At 41.9% G+C, this 20,487-nt stretch carries 24 protein-coding genes; 3 read left to right on the top strand and 21 right to left on the bottom strand.

Annotation, left to right across the window (positions count from 1 at the left end; genetic code table 11):
• Positions 1 to 28 precede the first annotated feature (28 nt).
• Positions 29 to 154 carry a BA3454 family stress response protein gene (locus tag EP737_RS12210; RefSeq protein WP_129728262.1) on the bottom strand — a complete coding sequence of 42 codons (126 nt, stop codon included), beginning with the start codon at positions 152 to 154 and terminating at the stop codon, positions 29 to 31.
• Between the two features lie 231 nt (positions 155 to 385).
• On the opposite strand from EP737_RS12210, the gene cdaS reads away from it, so the two are divergent.
• Positions 386 to 1,009 carry a sporulation-specific diadenylate cyclase CdaS gene (gene cdaS / locus EP737_RS12205; protein WP_129728261.1) on the top strand — a complete coding sequence of 208 codons (624 nt, stop codon included), beginning with the start codon at positions 386 to 388 and terminating at the stop codon, positions 1,007 to 1,009.
• Between the two features lie 243 nt (positions 1,010 to 1,252).
• Positions 1,253 to 1,576: a 2Fe-2S iron-sulfur cluster-binding protein gene (locus EP737_RS12200; protein ID WP_129728260.1), complete on the top strand. Its 324-nt coding sequence runs from the start codon at positions 1,253 to 1,255 to the stop codon at positions 1,574 to 1,576.
• Between the two features lie 412 nt (positions 1,577 to 1,988).
• Here the strand turns inward: EP737_RS12200 and EP737_RS12195 are convergent, their stop codons facing one another.
• The 14 genes from EP737_RS12195 to ssb form a co-directional block, all read right to left on the bottom strand.
• A complete protein-coding gene (locus EP737_RS12195) occupies positions 1,989 to 2,945 on the bottom strand; it encodes a thymidylate synthase (RefSeq protein WP_129728259.1) in 957 nt (318 codons plus the stop codon).
• 140 nt (positions 2,946 to 3,085) lie between these two features.
• Positions 3,086 to 3,922, bottom strand: a complete 837-nt coding sequence (locus EP737_RS12190; RefSeq protein ID WP_129728258.1) for a conjugal transfer protein TrbL family protein — start codon at positions 3,920 to 3,922, stop codon at positions 3,086 to 3,088.
• A gap of 44 nt (positions 3,923 to 3,966) precedes the next feature.
• The gene (locus tag EP737_RS12185) at positions 3,967 to 4,470 is read right to left on the bottom strand and encodes a hypothetical protein (protein WP_129728257.1); all 504 of its coding nucleotides are present in this window, start codon (positions 4,468 to 4,470) and stop codon (positions 3,967 to 3,969) included.
• Entirely contained in the window at positions 4,467 to 5,405 is a 939-nt protein-coding gene (locus EP737_RS12180) for a bifunctional lytic transglycosylase/C40 family peptidase (RefSeq protein WP_205650929.1), read from the bottom strand. Before EP737_RS12180 ends, EP737_RS12185 begins: the two co-directional genes overlap by 4 nt.
• 79 nt (positions 5,406 to 5,484) lie before the next feature.
• Complete coding sequence (locus EP737_RS12175) at positions 5,485 to 7,314, bottom strand: VirB4 family type IV secretion system protein (RefSeq protein WP_165350773.1); 1,830 nt, start codon at positions 7,312 to 7,314, stop codon at positions 5,485 to 5,487.
• On the bottom strand, positions 7,292 to 7,951 hold the full coding sequence (locus EP737_RS12170) for a TraC-like domain-containing protein (RefSeq protein WP_129728254.1): 660 nt from the start codon (positions 7,949 to 7,951) through the stop codon (positions 7,292 to 7,294). The genes EP737_RS12175 and EP737_RS12170 overlap by 23 nt, the downstream gene beginning before the upstream one ends.
• Positions 7,952 to 8,065: 114 nt before the next feature.
• Entirely contained in the window at positions 8,066 to 8,401 is a 336-nt protein-coding gene (locus tag EP737_RS12165; protein ID WP_129728253.1) for a hypothetical protein, read from the bottom strand.
• Positions 8,377 to 8,688: a TrbC/VirB2 family protein gene (locus EP737_RS12160; protein ID WP_129728252.1), complete on the bottom strand. Its 312-nt coding sequence runs from the start codon at positions 8,686 to 8,688 to the stop codon at positions 8,377 to 8,379. Before EP737_RS12160 ends, EP737_RS12165 begins: the two co-directional genes overlap by 25 nt.
• A 27-nt stretch (positions 8,689 to 8,715) precedes the next feature.
• Entirely contained in the window at positions 8,716 to 8,874 is a 159-nt protein-coding gene (locus tag EP737_RS25585) for a hypothetical protein (protein WP_165350772.1), read from the bottom strand.
• Positions 8,875 to 9,159: 285 nt separating this feature from the next.
• Entirely contained in the window at positions 9,160 to 9,762 is a 603-nt protein-coding gene (locus EP737_RS12155; RefSeq protein WP_129728251.1) for a YpjP family protein, read from the bottom strand.
• Positions 9,763 to 10,338: 576 nt separating this feature from the next.
• Positions 10,339 to 11,118: a class I SAM-dependent methyltransferase gene (locus EP737_RS12150; RefSeq protein ID WP_129728250.1), complete on the bottom strand. Its 780-nt coding sequence runs from the start codon at positions 11,116 to 11,118 to the stop codon at positions 10,339 to 10,341.
• Between the two features lie 39 nt (positions 11,119 to 11,157).
• Positions 11,158 to 11,589, bottom strand: a complete 432-nt coding sequence (locus EP737_RS12145; RefSeq protein WP_129728249.1) for a BrxA/BrxB family bacilliredoxin — start codon at positions 11,587 to 11,589, stop codon at positions 11,158 to 11,160.
• Between the two features lie 95 nt (positions 11,590 to 11,684).
• On the bottom strand, positions 11,685 to 12,815 hold the full coding sequence (locus tag EP737_RS12140; protein WP_129728248.1) for a conserved virulence factor C family protein: 1,131 nt from the start codon (positions 12,813 to 12,815) through the stop codon (positions 11,685 to 11,687).
• Between the two features lie 61 nt (positions 12,816 to 12,876).
• Entirely contained in the window at positions 12,877 to 13,212 is a 336-nt protein-coding gene (gene ssb, locus EP737_RS12135) for a single-stranded DNA-binding protein (RefSeq protein WP_129728247.1), read from the bottom strand.
• Positions 13,213 to 13,670: 458 nt separating this feature from the next.
• Here ssb and EP737_RS26890 point away from each other — a divergent pair, with 458 nt between their 5' ends.
• The gene (locus tag EP737_RS26890) at positions 13,671 to 14,174 is read left to right on the top strand and encodes a CBO0543 family protein (RefSeq protein WP_425455892.1); all 504 of its coding nucleotides are present in this window, start codon (positions 13,671 to 13,673) and stop codon (positions 14,172 to 14,174) included.
• A gap of 181 nt (positions 14,175 to 14,355) precedes the next feature.
• Here the strand turns inward: EP737_RS26890 and EP737_RS12130 are convergent, their stop codons facing one another.
• From EP737_RS12130 to EP737_RS12105, 6 genes are all read right to left on the bottom strand, one after another.
• Positions 14,356 to 15,087 (bottom strand): Bax inhibitor-1/YccA family protein, encoded by a 732-nt coding sequence (locus EP737_RS12130; protein ID WP_129728246.1) that lies wholly within the window; start codon positions 15,085 to 15,087, stop codon positions 14,356 to 14,358.
• A 70-nt stretch (positions 15,088 to 15,157) separates the two neighbouring features.
• Positions 15,158 to 17,050, bottom strand: a complete 1,893-nt coding sequence (locus EP737_RS12125) for an ABC-F family ATP-binding cassette domain-containing protein (protein ID WP_129728245.1) — start codon at positions 17,048 to 17,050, stop codon at positions 15,158 to 15,160.
• A complete protein-coding gene (locus EP737_RS12120) occupies positions 17,047 to 17,694 on the bottom strand; it encodes an HD domain-containing protein (RefSeq protein ID WP_129728244.1) in 648 nt (215 codons plus the stop codon). The genes EP737_RS12125 and EP737_RS12120 overlap by 4 nt, the downstream gene beginning before the upstream one ends.
• Positions 17,695 to 17,950: 256 nt before the next feature.
• Complete coding sequence (locus tag EP737_RS12115) at positions 17,951 to 18,433, bottom strand: glutathione peroxidase (protein WP_129728243.1); 483 nt, start codon at positions 18,431 to 18,433, stop codon at positions 17,951 to 17,953.
• Positions 18,434 to 18,612: 179 nt separating this feature from the next.
• The gene (locus EP737_RS12110) at positions 18,613 to 19,788 is read right to left on the bottom strand and encodes a DEAD/DEAH box helicase (protein ID WP_129728242.1); all 1,176 of its coding nucleotides are present in this window, start codon (positions 19,786 to 19,788) and stop codon (positions 18,613 to 18,615) included.
• 17 nt (positions 19,789 to 19,805) lie between these two features.
• Complete coding sequence (locus EP737_RS12105) at positions 19,806 to 20,330, bottom strand: hypothetical protein (protein WP_129728241.1); 525 nt, start codon at positions 20,328 to 20,330, stop codon at positions 19,806 to 19,808.
• Positions 20,331 to 20,487: the final 157 nt, after the last annotated feature.

The raw sequence follows: 20,487 nt of genomic DNA, 5'->3' as shown, positions 1-20,487 counted from the left end.
GACCTGAAGATATATCACATTTTATTTGTTACTGTAACCATTGTTTCTTAATTTGTTCCTGTGCGCTACACAAAATTTGTTTTTCAGATGTGTCCTTTTTAACAATTACATTTGTTTGATAATTTTTTTCTTCATATTGATTGCAACCATTCAAATCTCAGTTATTTTCTGGTTTTATTTCCTAATTCATATTGATCGAACGCTTTGCCGATACTATCTTTAGCACTTGTAGGGGGAATGGGATGCTGGCATTTAGGCACCTCTATGTCTCAAACAGAGGAGATATTACTTGAGGAATTTAATGTTCAACAGCATTCTTGCAGGATATAAAGGTCGATTCATATAACAACTACTCAGATTATAAAGTGGGAAGGGGGATTTACACGTGAATGGCGCTGATTGCGATTTTTCACCTATGAAACAAAAAGTAGCGGAACATATACAACAACTTATCCACGAATTACAACAGAATTTAAATATATTAGAGAACGAAGATTATTGTGTATTAGGTAACCTTGAAGGGATTAAGAAAAATTTGTTATATATTGAATCTATGGCTGCATCTTTTTATTTAAATTGTTATTTATCAGCTTTTACTGATACCTACAAAGACCTGTCTATCTGTGTTCAACATTTATCAAAACAGCATCATGGTGCTTTAATTGTCGTCGAACGTCTGAACCCACTTGATGCCATCATTCAAAAAGGAACAATAGTAGGAGCAACTGTAACTTCTACCTTATTGGAGTCTATTTTTTATCCTGGGAATCCGCTTCATGACGGTGCTGTTTTAATTCGAGGAAATAAAATTGTTTCAGCGGGGAATGTTCTTCCCTTAACGACAAAAGATGTGGGAGAAAGGAAACTAGGGACAAGACATCGTGCTGCACTAGGAGTAACAGAGCAAAGTGATGCTCTTGCACTGGTTGTTTCTGAGGAAACACAAAAAATTTCCTTTGCCTTAAACGGGAAACTTTATCCGGTTATTACCACCCAATCTTTACACTAAAACAACATTCTAACCAGAATTTTAGCGGTCATTTTTTGAGCTTATAAGAAGAGGGTGTTCAACAAGGGAATACATGCCGCTGTTTTTTGAACCCTCTCTTATTTTTAAACAATTTAGTAAAGTGGAGTCCTTATTCCCCCAACCGCTGATAAACATATCAATTTCATGTTTATAAAACTCAAAAGGGGATAACTATATTAAGGAATCCTAACTGTCATCCTTTCATATTAAGGGGGTAACGAAATGCCTAAAGTAACTGTTTCAAAACAAGGAACTTTTGAAGTTGAGAATGGAAAAAAGTTAGTATTAGCATTAGAAGATAATGGCGTACATATCCTTCATCGTTGCGGTGGAAAGGCAAGATGCACAACTTGTAGAGTAGAAGTATTATCGGGTGAATTTTGTGATTTAACACGCGTAGAAAAAAATGCATTTTCGGAAAAAGGAATTATTGAAGATCATCTACGCTTATCCTGTCAACTTCGTGTCAATGGAGATATTACGGTTCGCCCCATCATGACGGTAGAAAACTCTGGTATGGATGCTGGTCCCAGGCCAGAAGAATAACCAATTATATTTTTTCTAATCAGCAAGCATAGATTCCATATATATGACATATTGAGCAACCCGGATAGTTTTTAGAGATGACCTGTTTAGAGTACGGTACGGAGAAACAATTACAAATGATAGGTAGTAGTAATAGGCTATAGAGGTTCCTTTACTCGTTATTAGGAAATCTTTTTCCTCTTCAAACAAAGGAATTTATTCTTACTTCCCTTCCATGCAGCTCCCTGGTTTTAAGAAATACACTAGACAATCTTTCCTCGACTAAATATCGATTCAGCGTTTTGCACAAGCCTATAAAAAAATGTCAATAGGATTTCTCAAAAGCTTAGTCTAAACGGTATGTATATTTCTTGTTTTTTAAAGAACAAAAGCACCCTCATCACGACAAGGGTGCTTTTCAGTATATTTAACATTAAACTGCAACTGGAGCTTTAATTGCCGGATGCGGGTTATAATCAATGATTTCAATATCCTCCACATCAAAATCAAAGACAGATTTAACATTCGCATTTAACTTTAATTGCGGAAGGGCTCGCGGCTCGCGCTCTAATTGCGTTTTGATTTGCTCCAAATGGTTTGTGTAAATATGCGCATCGCCAATTGTGTGTATAAATTCGCCTACTTCCAGGTTGCATTCGTGTGCAACTAAATGTGTAAGCAGTGCATAGCTGGCAATATTAAATGGAATACCTAAGAAAATATCTCCGCTTCGTTGATACAGCTGACAGGAAAGCTTCCCGTCGGCTACATAAAACTGAAACAGTGTATGACACGGCGGAAGCGCCATCGTCGGTACATCCTCAGGTGACCAAGCGGATACGATTAAGCGGCGGGAATCCGGGTTTGCTTTGATCATTTCGATTACATCTTTAAGCTGGTCAATTGTTTCATCTGTTGACGTTTTCCACGCTCGCCATTGCTTTCCGTACACATCTCCTAAATGTCCGTACTTTTGGGAAAATTCATCATCTGTTAGAATTTTAGCTTTGAATAGCTCCAGCTGCTCTTCGTATTGAAGATGAAATGCCTCATCCTGTTGAGAACGCAACCCAAAATTAGTCATATCCGGTCCGCTGTACTCGCTGCTTTCCACCCATTTTTTGAAGGCCCATTCATTCCAGATATTGTTATTATGCTGTAGCAAGTAACGAATATTTGTATCCCCTTTGATAAACCAAAGCAGTTCACTGACAATTAAACGAAATGGGATACGCTTTGTCGTTAATAGCGGAAAGCCTTGTGATAAATCAAACCGCATTTGGTAACCAAAAATGGAATACGTCCCAGTTCCAGTCCGGTCTTCCTTCTTCGTTCCCTTATCTAAAACGTGTTGGCACATATGTAAATATTCTAAATCTGCGTGTCTCATCTTAATCCCTCTTCCTTATCTTTCGCCCAAATAGACGATACATTACATACCTATTTTCCGCAAGTTTTACACGTAAGTCAACCGTATGCTACAAAACCAAAAAGGCAGCGCATCACACGCTGGCCTCTCAATCCCCTCAATTATCCCACAAACTTTTGCGTGACATAGCGGAACAACACAGATTTCCCTGCCCCGCCTGCAAGCCCTGCCGCGGTTCGCCCGGCTCCTGTCGAGTACAAAAATTTCCGTAAAAACGTCGGGCTCATCAAGCAAAATGCCAGAAATCCGAATCCGACAATAAAGTCCTGCAGCCCTTTCGCATCCCCGATATTATTAAATGCGAGCCAAATGACCATGATTTGAAAGCTTTGTGTAAATACAATGGAAATCGCTTCACGCCACCAAATGCTCCAAATGTTTAAATCTTCATTCATAATTGACCAAGCAGCAAGCGGACTCATAATTAAGATAATGAGAAGCTCCGCTGTTCGAATAATATATTGGATGGCAAGAAGAAGAAACAGCAGCGCCATTGCAAAGCCAGCGATTAACACCGCTGTCGTCGCCCCCGGCACAACGATAAAAGTAGCAAACGTTTCAACTTGTAAGCCCTTATCCAAAAATATTTGTACAATGGCATTATTAATGGGAAGAAGGACATCCTTGAGCAGAAATGGAGCAAGCACAGCAAGCGTTCCGCCTAGGATCATGCGAACAATTACCTCCTGCATACGCCGCTGCTGGTAGCCGCCTATTTTCTCAACGATAAGCTTAAACATGTTATAAACAAAAAAAGCACCGCCTAGCGTGACCGACAGAGCGAATATAATGTCGTACGCTTCTGACACATATTTATACTTTTCTAAATTCGTAGGAGCAAACAAATAGATTTTCAGCCAATCGAAGGCGGCGTTCGCAATCTCATTCATAAGATTATAAATCAGCTCATTCAAATACTCAATCGGACTTTTAAACATGCCGCGTTCCTCCCTTATGGTGCTGTGCCCGATATGATGCTATTTTATTTAGACGGCGTTTCACCAATGATTACTCCTGTATCAACAAGCCATGTATTCTTCTTTACAAGTTCGAGCCTGACATAACTCGTGCTCGTAGCTGCAATCCCATTAATTGTCGTTGTCCGGTTCACAGCTGCAATGACTTCGACCTGCTTTTCTTTGACAACACCGGAATATACGGAGATGCTATGAATCTTCATTTGAATCTGTATATTTGATTTCGCCTCTTTTCCCTCAGGAGGCAAAAATACAGATTTACCTCGTGGTGTTGTATAGCTCGCAATGCGAGCACGATCCGGCTGCGGTCCGTAAAGCTCCCTACAAAAACCTTCCACCGTCTTAAGCAGTGCCGTATCTGTTTCCTGCCCTATGGTTTGCTTTGTTTCTTGCAGGTGACTCCTTGCCTCATCGCGCTCTGCAAGACTATTTAAGTACAGAGCAAACAGCCAGACGATGCCAATCATGAGAATAAGAGATAGAAAAAACAAAGATTTGAGCAGCCTCACTGTTTTCCCTCCGCAAGTACTCGTCCGTACCCATAAATTTTGCTGCGCCATGCGGGTGCTGTTAAATCGCTATATTGCACGCCACTGCTATTGCTGTTATACATTTTACCGTCCCCGACATAAATACCAACATGGCTAATAAATGCATGATCACTCGTTCCTGTGAAGAAGACAAGATCACCTGGCCTTAATTCCTGTTCACTTATCCTCTTTGTATACTGATACTGCTCCTGGGCTGTGCGCGGCAGACGAATGCCCGCGGCAGCAAAGGCCCATTTCGTCAAACCGCTGCAGTCAAAGCTTGTATTCGGGGTTTCTCCTCCCCACTGATAGGGCCATCCCTCAAATTTCAGCGCTTCGGTCATAACCTGTTGAAACAAAGCGTCTCCACCAGTCAGCTTCGGCTCAGCCAGACGACTCCAATAATTCATGACCTTTTGCGAATACGTATAATCTCCGTAGCAATATGGGCTTCGCCAGCCGCAGCTGGCTGTTTTTGCGTGTTCCCTCGCAAATTGCTTTCGCAACGCTTCTGTTCCTACCTTGCCGTAAGTATTGATATAATACAACCAACCGGGTCCATAGTTGTAGCTTTGAACAATGGTCGGTAAATCGGTGATGCCTAGCGCCGCTGCGACATTCAGCATTCGTTTCCAATGAATAACACCCTGATGAATGCTCGCCGCTGGGTCCGTAATTGCTCCTGGAGGCAGTCCTGCAGATTCACTGCTCTGCATCACATCTGCTGCCGTGCCCCCGCTCTCTTGCGTAATAACAGCAAGCAATACCGGAACATACTTCTCATCTACACCCTCCATTTTCACATACTCCCGGACTACAGAATCCCAGCGCGCCACCTCGGGAGCGATATTGTCTTGCAGACTATATGTTGTTCCACTATCATCATTCAGTCCCCCGAAAAATATTAGAAACAATAAAAAAAAAGCAAGTACACAAAAAATAAGAAACTCCCGCCAATACTTCACTCCGAGCAATGCTATTTTTACCTGCAACTTAAAAAGCTCCTTTGTATCGTTCAGCGTACTGCTTAGGATCAATGAGCTGAAGCTCCTCTGGCGTCACATCAACCCGTATGTATACCCGATGATGACCGGCAACATAAATACCTTCTCCTTGCTTTCTGCGTGCGATAATCGCTTCTTCCTCTTCAGAAAGCCGAAGCACATCATGCTCCTTTAAATCACGCATATCATTGTCCTGCAAACCGAGCAGCAGCATACTGATACTGTTATTTAAAATAGCTTTTCCGACATTATGGCTTCCCTCAACTGCTCCTAAAAAGTCGATGGGTTGTTGGGAAGCGACTAAAGCTTCTCCTCCATACTTTCGAATCCGTTTGTATACATCCAATAAAAAGAGAGCGCTCTTAGGGTTCCGCATAAGAAGATGAGCTTCGTCTACATATAGCTTCTTTGGCGTGAGTGTGTCACGCGTAATTTCTTCCCATAAAAATGAAAGAATATTAAACATCGCAACAGGCTGGCTATCGCCGTCCTGCTGTAAGTCCTTAATATCAAAACAAATCACACCGCTGTGTAAATTCACATTTGTAGCACCGTTGAATAACTTTGAATTCGTGCCCTCTGTATACATTCGCAAAACTTCACGAAAATCTCGCAAGCTACCATACTCTTGATCACCGATCAGCTCGTATAAGTCTCCCATTGTCGGAAATTCCTCGGCACTGCGTCCTACAAATACCGTTTGATCCGTAATACCATATTGCTTGTAAACAGCAAATAACGCCCGCTCTAGCATAGCGCTCTCGAGCACAGTCATATCCGGGTAAATTAGCTTGCAAAATGTTTTCAATCGCTGCATCTTTAAAAATAAAACACTTCCCCTTATATCTTCATCTGTTGTGTCATGCAGAATATGAAAGGGATTAATAATATGCTCTGTATTATTGCTGATCCGAATCACCTGACCCCCAATCTGATCGACGAGACGGGCAAACTCACGCTCTGGATCCACAATATAAAAACGCGTTTCCTCACTCTCAAGAACCCACTGGCGCAGCAAATGCTTTTGCATAAAAAAGCTTTTGCCCATTCCTGTTGTACCGAGGATCAGCATATTCCGTGATGGGAAAATTTCCCGATCATTCATATCAACAAGCACAACATTATCGGTATGCAGGTTTTGGCCAATGATCACACCATTTTTCATAAACAATTCACTTTCATCAAATGGAAGCATAGACGAGACAGCTGCTGTGTGCATATTTTGATACGTGTAATGCGGCAGCGTAATCTCTCCAATTGGAAGTACGCTGCGAAACGCCTCAAGCATATTGTCCCTTGCCGGTACAACAGACAGGCCCGTTTTCCAAATAATACTTTGCAGCCGCTCTGTGACGCGGTTTAGTTCCTCTAAACTGTCTGCTTGTAAATGAATATATGTGTGTACAAGAAAAATAGTTTTATGGTTATGATGAAGCAATGCATCCAGCATACTCTCCGCACTTATTTTCTTTCGTTCCGTTTCCTTGCGGCGCACCGGCGAAAGCGGCTGATTCAAACGTGCATCATACTCCTCAATTGATTGATTTAAATGTCGAATCATTTTCTCGCTTGAAATGGGAACGAGGTGTGTACTCACATTCATATTGCCAGAGAAACGGTATAGCCTTGTAAGCCAGTTGCCCCTTACACTGTTCGGATAATCGACAACTAGAAGCGTACGAGCATAATTTTTTCCAAATTGCACGTAGTCCCGCGCTTCTTCAATGATTCCTGGTGCCCAATGATTTTTCGGTACACTATATGTCTCAATATACGATTCTAACTCTGATGGCTGCTTATTCCTTTTCGAAAACACCACAAACATTTCCTCCTGTTATATAAGGATATAAGAGATGATCGTTAAGCGGTCTATGCTGTGAGCCTTCATAATCATATAAAGTATGAAAATATCGAACTACATCCAAACTGTCCGTCTCTTCGACGCTCAGACCTATTTCCTCTAACCCGCTCTTTATGTGCTTTCTCTTCTGTTCAAGCTGCATCATGCTTTCTTCATAGGTTTGCTTTGTTATGCCTTGAATTTGCTCAGACACTACGATATACCGCTGCCGCTGAATCATGGTTACGCTCGTTTCAATTCCTTTAGCGTACATAATATAGCCAGTAAGCAGTCGTTGTTTCACTGTAGACGCCCCAGTCCATCTTGCTTCAAGCCCTCTTATATATTCGCCTAAATCTACAGGCTGGGACATAATGGTTGTTTGTACCGGAAAGTACAAACTGCGTAAAAACAGCTCGTATCGCTCCATCGCTTCATTGAGCTCACGATGGCTCATTAAATCAAGATTTAACGAAGATACACGAAGCAGCTGCACAAGCCGAAAATCCTCCGTAATCACTACCCCACCATCAATTCCTCGAATCGGGATCAATCGCTGCACAGACAATTCTTGCCGTTTCTGCTCTTCCGCCCACTTTGGCCATTTGAACTTCATGGTATGCAGCCTGGTTGATTTATACTGAAAACATTGTATGCAACCGTATAAATTCAACCAGTCCTCCTCTCTGTATGTAATGCAGGGAACCAGTACACTTGTTGAACTTCTCCCTCATGGCTCCTTACGATAGTAGTACACCTTCGTCCGTATACTAAACCGGATAAAATCACGTGCATGCTGCCAAAACGGGATATTCTCCCGTACAGGTCTCAAGTAAACAAGCACAGCTGAAACAATAAGACAGATTGTTGAAACCGGGATTTTTACATATATGGAAATGGGCATTAACAAAATCGGAACTACAACAAGCAGTGTAGGAAGAAAACAAACGAGATCCTTCACTGTTACATTTTGCACAACTTCAAAATCGCTTCTGACATTATCTGGGATGATATACTCCTGTTTTTCCTTCATAGCATCAATCATCCTAGCAATCCTAAAAACCATTTCATAATACCACCCGCGCTCATCACAACCGCTACGATAATAAACGTTTCTTTCATATTGTGCTTATACTCGCTTTTTTTACCTGACTGATTCGTGAGTTTATACATGACGCCAAGTGTCATAATAGCTGCTGTTCCAATAGAAGGTGAAACAACCATCAGGAAATTAATAATACCGTTCGCCACATTTTTTACAAGAACAGTAGGATCATCGCTGGCTGCGAAAACGGATTGCGGGAGACATACTATTGTGAAAGCAGCCAAAAGGATATACGTCCGTTTACTCATCGCTTCGTCCCCTTTCTAAGATGCATCCTATGAGTTAGGCGCATTTTTCCGATCTAAATACTCCTTTAACGCCTGCGTCACAACGTGGTAAATGAAGCAATCATTGACACTGCAATACACATCAAGCCGCTTCTTTAATGCAGCTGGAATTTCTGCATTGAGTTTTTTCGTCTCCTCCTGTGCCATAGCTTCTCCCCTTTCCGTAAAGAAAACTCGCCGATTGTCGAGCCCTGTCCTTGGGCGAAGACAGAGGCGTAGTTGCACTTATACTGTACTCCTAAAATTTCCGACTACGTCGAATTGACTTCTAGCTGGAAATTTATACTTTCTTACAGTGGAAGAAATCTTCTTTCCTTCTTTTTTTCCACAATCTAATATATCCTCAGATTTTTAGAAACAAAACCAACCTGTTATAGCTTTTGATCTTCAAATTATGACAAAAAAAACAGGACAAGCATGAAAGCTTGTCCTTTAGGATAACCATTGCGGCGGCTTATTTTTACCCCAATACATATTGCCTAGGTCATAATGCGTCGCATATTCATCTTCAACACTATGATAGTGAAAATTAAAATAGTACCCCTCTAACGGCGGACGATCTCTCCGAACATGGAATCTGAGCAAATCCTTTCCTGTACGTTCATCATAGACATGAAAAATCTTTTCATACTCCCCACCTGCTGGCTTTTGCGAAAGAGCCAAATGCTGCAGCGAGTCAGACGGAATCGTCCCTGCAAACGTCGATAAGGTCTCTTCGATGCGAGGTAAAATCACTTCTTTAAACTCATCTTCTATAACAGGAGCGATTTTCGTGCCAAACTTCATAACTGACTGCCGCTCCGCTTCCTCCATTGCATATGTAACAAAAATAGCTGGCGTAACAGACTCTTCACTTTGCTCATCATAAAAAACTTCTGATGCTTGTCCAATGTCAGCACTGGAAGCTTGCTCAACGTCCGGCTTGGAGGACTTATGCGCCTTGGCATTTTCAAGTAAAGCAGACGGCGGCGTAACAAGTCCAAATGTAAAGATTGTAATACATGTGACTAAAGCTTTCTTCAACCAATTGGGCATATAGTCCCCCTTTCTTCTGCATTTGCAGACATTAGATATATTTTACTTCTATTATACAAAACTATCATTTTGAAAGCTGTTACATTTTGATTAAGTGCTTGAATATTTTTTGTCAAAACGTCATAAAATTGTAATAGTTGCGCGTTTTAAACTAGGAGGAATTTATCATGGACTTGAACACGCTTTATTTTGGAGTAAGTATTATCACCCTTGTGTATTTCATATACGAGATGGTTACACAATGATGAAAGGAAGAGGCTGCTCTTTCCTTTTTTTACTTTGTCCATAAGATGATCCTATCTATAAAAGCGTAACGAACTAAAGTTCCCTGGGATAATAAAGTATAAAGCGCTTGTCCAGTCCACAACAGAGCGAACCATCTTAAACTTTTCCTTCCATTTATTATAGCATGTTCCCTCTACAGCGTATCTTTTTCTGCTCACAGTCATCACTTCTTCCGCCACAGAGGGAAAACCCGCTGATTGGCGGACCGTTAGGCGAAGATAAAAGTGCGGTTGCACTTATACTTTGTTTCTAAAATTTCTTACAAGTGAAAAAAACAGGCCATTGAATGTCTCAATCGCCTGCTTCGATAACGCCAAAATGAAACTTTGCACTTCTACGCCGATACACAAAAAAGCCAAACCGTTCAAATCTTGTACTGCGAAAATGATCCTTGAGCACAACACGCTGCTTTGCAACACGCTGCGCTTCCAGCATTGCTTCTTCCGCCACATCATCGTATAATGCAAAATGCTTGAGACCACGGATACCATCAGCTTCTAAAATACTTTCTTCAAACATCGGGTCCATGTAAACAACGTCAAAGGAGGAGTCCGGACACTGGCGCAAAAATGCTAAATGGTTGCTTTTGACAACCTGAATACGCCGCATCGCCTCATTCATCTCCGTCGTTCCTGAATCCCATTGCTGTAGTCCCCTTGCCACTAAATACGCCATATACTGGTTGTCTTCTACTCCTACAACTCTTCCTTCTTCTCCGACCGCATAGCTCGCCATAATACTGTCTGATGCCATACCAAGCGTGCAATCTAATAATGTCATTCCTTTCTTCAGAGCAGCAGCCTGTAGAAAAGGATCATGCTCGCCTCGTATGAAGCGCTTTAATCGAAAGCTAGATGAGTTCGGATGGAAAAAGAATGATTCTTCACCGCCATAAGGATAAATCTCTAAACGATTTTTCCCCACAACAAGCAGATCATCTCCAAATCTCCTTTGTATATCTTGTACGGAATCGTCTTGCCGTACGACAAATGGGCTGTCTAAATCAAGGGCAACGCTTTTCGCATATTCTGTCATCTGTACATTCGTTCTTCCTGCTGTTGTCACAATCATAAAATCACCATAACGAAAAAAGGGAGAATTTCTCCCTTTTTAGCAATGCTTATCAAACGCATCGAGTAAATTACTCATAATGCCTTCCATCGAGTTTCCTTCAATCTCATGACGATGAATGAAGTGCACAACCTCTTTTCCTTTAAGAAGCGCGATGGACGGGGAAGACGGTGGAATATCGTCAAAGTATGATCTCATCATTGCAGTTGCTTCTTTATCCTGCCCCGCAAATACTGTAACAAGATGATCTGGCTGTTTATCCGTACGCAGCAATGATTGTGTTACAGATGGACGAGCTAATCCCGCCGCACAGCCGCAGACAGAATTAATAACAATCAGAGTTGTACCAGTCGTATTCTCAACATAATTTTCTACTTCTTCAGCAGTTGTAAGCTCTTGGAATCCAGCCATTGTCAGCTCTTTGCGCATGGGCTGAACCATTTGGCGCATATATTCTTCGTAAGCATTCATCGTGTAATCTCTCCTTTAAAAGTTATTCCGCTGTTATCATATCATGTACATATATAATCAGGGAAGAAAAGCGGACTACTTTCTTCCATCCAAATCTACTCAGCTGTTCTAGACTCTGTCATTTGCTTCCATACAGATCCCTTCGCTTCTTCTCCGCCTTCGATACGCTCCATAGCGAGACGAGCCTGCATAGCAACTTCAAATTCCGGATCATCTTGTGCTTCTCTCAATGCCGGAAGCGCGCTTTCATCACCTGATTCATATAAAAACATAGCGGCTCTCCAGCGCACCAGCTTGCTTGGATCCTTAAGCGCTTGGGTCATAACCGGCATTGCCTCCTCGTCTCCAATATCAGATAAACAGTCTCCAGCTGTACGGCGCACCGTCACTGATTTATCGTTCATTGCATCGTATAAAAGCGGCAGCACAGCCTTTCCTTTTATCATTCCTAAATATGCGACAGCAAGACGGCGAATAGAGGGCTTCTCATCATGAAGGGCTATCTGTAAAACAGGTAGATCTTCTTCCTTTGGATCCATTTGCTCCAGCGCCGCATAACGCTTTGTCCAGTCCTCCTCCTTCATCATTTCCTCTGTCACTCGATATGGAACTCGTCGCTCAACAGTAATTTCTTCAGCTCCCCGCTGCTTCATGATGTCTTCCACTAATACATTTACACGATCTTCTGGGTAAGCTGCAGCTAACTCCTCCACAACCTCATTTCCAATCTCGGAAAAATCGCCATAACGTGTACTTTGTTCTACCCACTTACGCTCCATCACAACATTCGGCGCCGCCATTTGCAGCTTCATAATGGCACCTTTAAAGCGCTCTGGTAATGCAAAACGTTCTTCATGTGTACCATCTGTTAGCTTCACCTGCATCGGAATGCCGTAAAACATTTGTACATACACCTTGATTTCTCCAAAAGGAGCCGCATCTCCCTGACGTTCATCGGCATCTGTTCCTTCTTCACCAAACACAGTCCGCACCTTCTGTAAAATGGACTTCCAATCGTACTTTGCATTTCTTTCGACCGCAAGAAAATCCGCTACATGATATACGCCCTTCACACCCTCGATCTGCAGTATATGCTGCACTGTTTCCGGTGCTTGGGATGCATTATCCTTTGTATAATTATTGCGCCTTCCGGCAGGCAATTCTTCATGCAAAATCACCTTCATCGTATTCGGACTCGGTGTTGGTTCAATCGCCTTAATCTTCAAGCAAAATCTCTCCTTTGTTTATCTGTTTCTGTTTATTGTAGCACGTTGCCGACAATTGATACTACTGCTGTGCCTGCTCCTTTCTCCTCTCTAAAAATGTAATGCTCTGTGCAAATACCTCCGTCCGATATATACGTTTCCCTTCAGCATTGTCATAACGGCTCGTCCGAATTGATCCGGTAACTCCAATCAATGATCCTCTTTTACAGTATGCAGCAACATGCTCTGCAGACTTATTCCAAACCGTACAATCAACGAAATCAGCCTCCCGTTCTCCAGCACGATTTCGAAATCCTCTCATAACAGCTATGCGCATTTTTACGTACGGTGCGTTCTGCTTTGTGTAAGCGAGCTCTGGATCTCTTGTCATTCTTCCAATTAACATTACACGATTCATTACAACAACCCCCTTTTGCTTACATTGTAAGGAAATAGAACAGGGGCGTAAAATAAGCAAAACCTGCGTTTCAAAACGAGGTTTCTTCGCTTCCTTCAGCTAACTTGTAGAAAAACTTTAAAATAAAATGGAACTTCTAGATAGAAGAAACTTTTCCAGATTTCCTTTTATACAATGAAAACAGCAGCATTTTCTTTTGGAGTCTCGACGTCAAACGCTGATACGGTAGGAATGAATAAATAGGTACATACAATATAAAATGAACTGCTGATCCTGATGTTCTAATTATTAACACTAATAATTAGAACATCAGGATTGTGGGAATAACTAAGATAATAAATGTACCCTGCAATATTAATAGCATTTTTTCTCGTTGGATTGTATGAAAAACAAAACTTTTTAAGTAGATAAACATTTAAAAACTATCCAAGACACGTTAATTCCTAGTAGTTCAAGGGGTGAGGGCCATACATATAGGAATAGGATTCTGGTTATTATTTGCGCTTTTACGCTGGGGTGATTGGAACAATATTAAGCGATTTTATCCTACAATGCTTTATATCATTATTTGTAAGCTTTTGTATGAGTTTATCGCGCATGAAAAATTTTATTTATGGAAACTCCAGCCTGATTTTATCTTGAATTTTTTTGGAGTTGTTATGCTTCATGCCTGTTTTCTATATCCTTTTTCCGGTTTTCTCTTTTTGTCAAATTACCCAAAGGAGTTTGATAAGCAAATATTACATTTTTTAAAGTGGATTTTGATCTATGCTTTGTTAGAGTGGATTGGATTTAAATACGGAACTATAGCGTACTATAATGGGTGGAGTTTTTGGTGGTCACTACTTTTTGATGTACATATGCTTCTTTTTATACGGCTTCATTATGTTAAACCACTATGGGCGATACCATTAAGTCCATTATCAACACTGTTTTATATGCTGATGTTTAATATGTTATAAATGTTAATAGAAGGTAAATCCTTTTACTTCCTACTATTGAACTTCATAGCAACCAGCCTTTGGGCTGGTTTTTCGTTTCTGAGCAAAGGACAGCCTCTTGGGTTACCGTGCCGGATATCTAACATACACACAAAAAAAGACCTATCCAAAGACACAGATTGTGCCTTTGGACGGGCCTCCCTTAATCATTGCGGGCAAAGTAAGAAACAAGACGAAGAATTTCAAGATAGAGCCAAACCAATGTTGCCATAAGTGCAAATGCACCGTACCATTCCATATACTGCGGTGATCCGTACTTAGCACTGCTTTCAATAAAATGAAAGTCGAGCACGAGATTTAAGGCAGCGATGACAATGACAATGGCACTCACAATAATCGCAATCGTCCCACCATCATGCAAAAATGGAACCGGAACATGAAATAGCTGTAAAATCATAACGATTAGATACATAAAAAACACACCAAGCGTTGCGGACATCACAACTGAGCGGAACGTGTCTGTTGCTTTGATAATTCGCGTTGCATACAAAATCAGCATTGCCAGCATAATGGAGATTGTTAATAATACTGCCTGCAAAATCACGTAGTTACCAAACTGCTGCGTATATAAACCTGAAACTGTCCCTAAAAACACGCCCTCTACCGCAGCATAGACTGGCGCAGTGATAAAAGCAGCACGTGGGGCAAATGAGGTAATCAGTGCGAATACAAAAGCAACTACAACAGCACCGACTGCAACGCCAAAGTTCATTTTATTTTGCATCACCTGCATATAGGAGTATACGGACGTCCCTAACAACAGCAAAAGCATAATCAGGGTCTTTCCTACTGTACCTCCTATCGTCATAACGGAGCCGCCTGCATTCGCTTTACGAAACACATCGTTTTTTAACATGGGATTATTCGTTCTCATCGCTTTCCCTCCTAGAAAATCCTTACCTTCAGTGTAAAAGTTTTCCTTGTCCTTTGCAACCGTAGCAGTACTACGATTTCAAGCCTTCCACAAGCTCTGACAGCTCACTCCATCTCTCAATAGCAGCTTCTAGCTCTTGTTCTGCCCGCTGCTGCTCCTCCGCAAGCTGCTGCGCCCTTTCGTAGTCCGCACCAGCTGCTTCAAGCTCCGCAGCAAGCTGTTCTACCGTCTCTTCTAACTTTGCAATTCTTTCTTCAATTGTATCCCAGTCGCGCTGCTCCTGATAAGAGAGCTTTCGTTTTTTCGGTTTTGGAGCTTCCTCCACCTTTTTCTCCTTCACCGTCTCCGCTTTTAAGAGAAGCTCAGTTTTTTGTTTCTCTTCTAAATAATCGCTATAGCTGCCGAGGAAGACACGCACATGCCCATTTCCTGTAAATACGAACAGCTCCTGTACAACTTTATCCAGAAAATAGCGATCATGGGATACGGCAATTACAACACCAGGAAACTCGTCTAAATAATCCTCTAGCACTGTTAACGTTTGCGTATCAAGATCATTTGTCGGCTCATCCAAAAGAAGTACGTTTGGTTCACCCATTAAAATACGCAGCAAATATAATCGTCTTCTCTCTCCACCAGACAGCTTGGAAAGCGGTGTACCATGCATCTGAGTAGGAAACAAAAATCTCTCAAGCATTTGAGAAGCAGAAATAAGCTTTCCATCTGTAGTATGAATAACCTCAGCTACTTCCTTCACATACTCAATCATTCGCTGATTTAAGTTCATATCCTCATTTTCCTGCGTATAATAGGCAATTTTCACTGTTTGACCGATTTCGATTTCACCGCTGTCAGGATTCATTTTGCCAGTTAACATGTTTAATAATGAGGATTTCCCGCTTCCGTTTGGTCCAATAATCCCAATACGGTCACCCGGCTTCACGATGTGATTAAAGTGATCCAGCACAACTTTTCCGCCAAAGCGCTTCGTGACATCCTGCAGCTCCAGTACCTTTTTGCCAAGACGGCTGCTGCCAATCGCAATATCAACATTTTGCTTAGCAGCAGGTCCTTCTTTCTTTTCCAGCTCCTCAAATCGCTGAATACGTGCCTTTTGTTTTGTTGTACGTGCCTTGGCACCACGGCGCATCCAAGCGAGCTCACGTCGATAAAGATTTTGCCGCTTCTCCTCCTGCGCCATTTCTTGTTCTTCGCGTAATGCTTTTGCCTCTATAAAAGCGGCGTAATTTCCTTCATAGCTATAAATTTTACCTTTATCCAGCTCTAAAATACGATTTGTGACACGATCTAAAAAGTAACGGTCATGCGTAACAATCAAAAGTGCACCTGTATAACGCGCTAAATAATCCTCAAGCCACTCTACCGTCTCATGATCAAGATGGTTTGTCGGCTCGTCTAAAATAAGAAGATCTGGCATTTGAATAAAGCTTTGCGCCATCGCAACCCGCTTTTTCTGTCCCCCTGAGAGCTCTCCAACCTTTGCAGAAAAATCAGCAATACCGAGCTTCGTCAACAATGCCTTTGCGTTTGCATTGGCATCCCATGCATTCATCGCATCCATTTGCTGCTGCAGACGAAATAATTCTCCCTGCACCTTCTCATTTGTTGCATCCTTCTCTAACGCAAGCAGCACTGTCTCATACTCACGCAGCAAACGGATTAACGGTGTATCCCCGTAGAATACCTGCTCAAGCACCGTTAAGCTTTCATCAAACTGAGGCTGCTGAGCTAAATAGCTAATCGTATAGCCGCGTGTATGCGTAATTTCTCCTGCATCGGCTTGCTCAACCCCCGCAATGATTTTGAGCAGCGTTGATTTCCCTGTACCGTTTATCCCAATGACGCCAATGCGCTGCCCCTCCGTCACACTAAATGACAAGTCCTGAAACAACGGCTTTTCTCCATACGATTTAGATAGATGTTCAATCGTTAACATTTTCATATTGTAACATTCCACTCTTTCATAAATTGTTCAATAAATTGCTCCATGTAAAGATGACGCTCCTCCGCCAGTCGTTTCGCACACTTTGTATTCATCAGATCCTTTAATTTTAACAGCTTTTCATAAAAATGATTTAATGACGGATCATTGGACTTACGGTATTCTTCTTTTGTCATTGCTTCACGCGGAGAAATCTTTGGGTCGTACATAAGCCGCCCCTTTGCTCCTCCATAAGCAAACGTGCGCGCAATTCCAATCGCACCAAGAGCATCAAGACGATCTGCATCTTGAACAATTTTTCCTTCCAACGTCTCGACCTTGCCGCCATGTCCTCCTTTATAAGACATATTCGAAATAATATGTAAAATATGCATCTGCTCCTCAGATGAAATATGTAAGCTTGTCAAATAGTTGTCCACTCGCTTTAGGCCAGCTTCTTCACTTTCATTCAGCTTGTCATCGGCCACATCATGCAAAAGAGCTGCCATTTCAATAATAAACCGATCACCGCCCTCTTCCTTTGCGATTATCTGCGCCAGCTTATAGACCCGTTCAATATGATACCAATCATGTCCGCTTGCGTCAGCTGCTAATATGCCTTTCACAAAGACTATCGTTTTTTCAATCATTTCGTTTCTTTTCATCATTCTTCACCCAATCATTTATATTTGTGGGCGTAAAACCACGATACCTTTAGGTTCGTGGTAGTCCACTTTATCGCCTTTATATATAAAGCTGCTATTAGGGCACTGTGGTTCCTACATATTTTTCTTGAAAGCTTGTTCTATGTTTGCCATTCAAAGCGAAAACGTCTCTCTAGTTGGGAACGAAAAAAGAGAGAGTTATGCCCTCTCTTTTGAAAAAAATACTGTGCTGCTCCTAACTTACAAACGTTCCTGCTCAGGTACGCAAAGCTTTTTCAATATCCGCTCGTAAATCCTCCGGAGATACTTGCGGTGCATACCGCTTGAGAACGGTCCCGTTCCTGTCTATTAAGAATTTTGTAAAGTTCCATTTAATGGCTTGCGATCCGAGAAGGCCTGGTGCTTGCTCGCTTAAGTAACGATACAAAGGATGTGCATTTTCACCGTTCACATCAATTTTAGCAAACATCGGGAAGGTCACACCGTAGTTTAATTCACAAAAGCTTGCAATTTCCTCCTCAGTCCCCGGTTCCTGAGCCATGAATTGATTACATGGAAATCCAAGCACTGTTAAACCCTCTTCTTTATACTCCTCATACAATGCCTGCAAGCCTTTATACTGTGGTGTGAAGCCACATTTGCTTGCCACATTTACAATGAGCAGCACTTTGCCTTTATATTGCTGCAGCGATTCTTCTACACCTTGAATAGTTTGAACAGTGAAATCATAAATAACCATGTCATTCCTCCCTTTACATCCGGCGGGCTGTTTTCTACTCCCATCATAATGTGAATCACCTGGAAAGTCCAACATTCAGCTATCAGACTTTTTCGAAAGGCCCCATGCAGAACGGAACGAAAAGTAACACAGATAAAGCCCTCATCTTATGAAATGAAGGCTTTGTTTGCGTTAAACACTTACGATCTTGTCTGTTTTCTTCCTGGGAAGGTGGATTGCTTCTTTTTTGGTGCTGGTGGCTTCTTTGTCACAAAGTCACCTTTATAAATTTCCATCTTCTCAAACTGGATTCCAAGCTTTTTTGCAAACTGCAGCAGCTTTTGCTCCTCTCCTGCCGTTACAACAGAAATCACCGTTCCTTCTTTTCCCATACGTCCAGTACGCCCAGAGCGGTGAATATATTGATCGACTGTATTAGGAAAGTCTAAATGAATTACATGCGTCACACCTTCTATATCTAAGCCTCGCGCCGCTACATCGGTTGCCAGCAGCACTTGAATCTTGCCATTTCGAAAATCGCGTAGCGTAGCAGCCCGCTCTTGCTTCGTTGCCTCAGAATGAACCACACCAGCCGCTACCTTTCGAAATCGCAGCTTTGACGCCATTTCATCAAGACGAAACGGATCATTCAAAAAAGCAATTGCCTTTACCCCATCCATATGTGTAATTTTACGTACGTTCTCAAGCTTGTCTCGATACTCCCCAGAAATATACAAATGCTTCACACGTCCTGCCGCTTCCACCCGCTGCTTAATCCGGACAACCTCCGGGTCAGCTGTAAAAGCGCGTGCTTTATCTTCAATTGCTTTTGGGATAGTTGCTGAGAAGAAAAGCAACTCCCGGCTACGTACCGTTGACTTAATAATATCTGCCAATAAAGGTGACACGTCCTGCTTGATCATCTGATCAAATTCATCAAATACAATGGCTGTAACCTCATGCATTTTCAATTTCTTCATACGAATCAGTTCCTGCACCCGGCCCGGAGAGCCAGTGATCACCTGTGGATGCTTTTTTAGCCTTTCCACCTGTCGCTTTATATCGGCTCCCCCGATTAAAGAGGCCCCTGTAATCCCGCTTCCCTCTGTAAACTTTTGTACCTCGCTATGTATTTGCATGACAAGCTCTCGCGTTGGCGATAAGATAACGATTTGAGGATTTTGAATAGCAGGGTTTACTTTATGTAAAAGGGGAAGCAAATATGCTAACGTTTTTCCCGTTCCTGTCGGGGATTCAGCAATTACATCTTTTCCCTCTAGGATAAGGGGAATTACGCTTTTTTGTACATCAGTATATTGCTGAAAGCCCGCTTTTTCCCAAGCGGTTTGCAAAAAGGGCTGTAAATTTGTAATCATGCTATTTCTCCTTTAATTCAAATTGTAAGAAGCTCTTGTAATCGCTCAATTGTTTCGACCATATGATCAACCACTGCCGACAAGTCCTCAGCATGCTCTTCTGTTATAGTCTTTTGAAACAAAACTGTTGCGGTATTAGAATAGGAAAGAGGCTCCTTATTATACTCGTATGAAATAACTTGTGTAATACTTCTCTCTTCTCCCCAAATGAGGTGAAGCTGTTCATCGATCTGCTCTACAAACAAAGCTGGTGAAGAAATAGGGAATAAAAATTGTAATTGCAGAGCGCAGCCGGGCAAAAAGGCTGTATCCTCTAGAATCTCTCCAGCTAAATTCTTTACGTCCGCCGTCAGGCTAAACAAGGCGGTTATATCATATTCTGCTTCCCTAAGCATAAATGCAATACTATATGTACGGCTCATAGAAGCTAAATCGATAACATCTCTTCGATTTGTCACCAAAATAGCGCCCGCCAAATCTAAATCATATACCGCACCTTCCGCCACAACCTTTAAATTTTCAAATACAGTTGGATCAAACATAGTTTTCCTCCGAAAAACGGAGCGCCTTTCAAACGAAAGGCGCTGCGGATAATCACTCTTCAGTGTACTCATTTTCATGAAGAAAAGCAATAAAAGAAAAGGCAACAGCTGCCGCTCGCTTTATTTCACTGTAAGAAAGTATAACTTTTCGCAGTGG

This window comes from Ectobacillus funiculus (assembly GCF_004138295.1).
Lineage (GTDB): Bacteria > Bacillota > Bacilli > Bacillales > Bacillaceae_G > Ectobacillus > Ectobacillus funiculus.
This window is presented reverse-complemented; position numbering and strand designations above follow the sequence as displayed.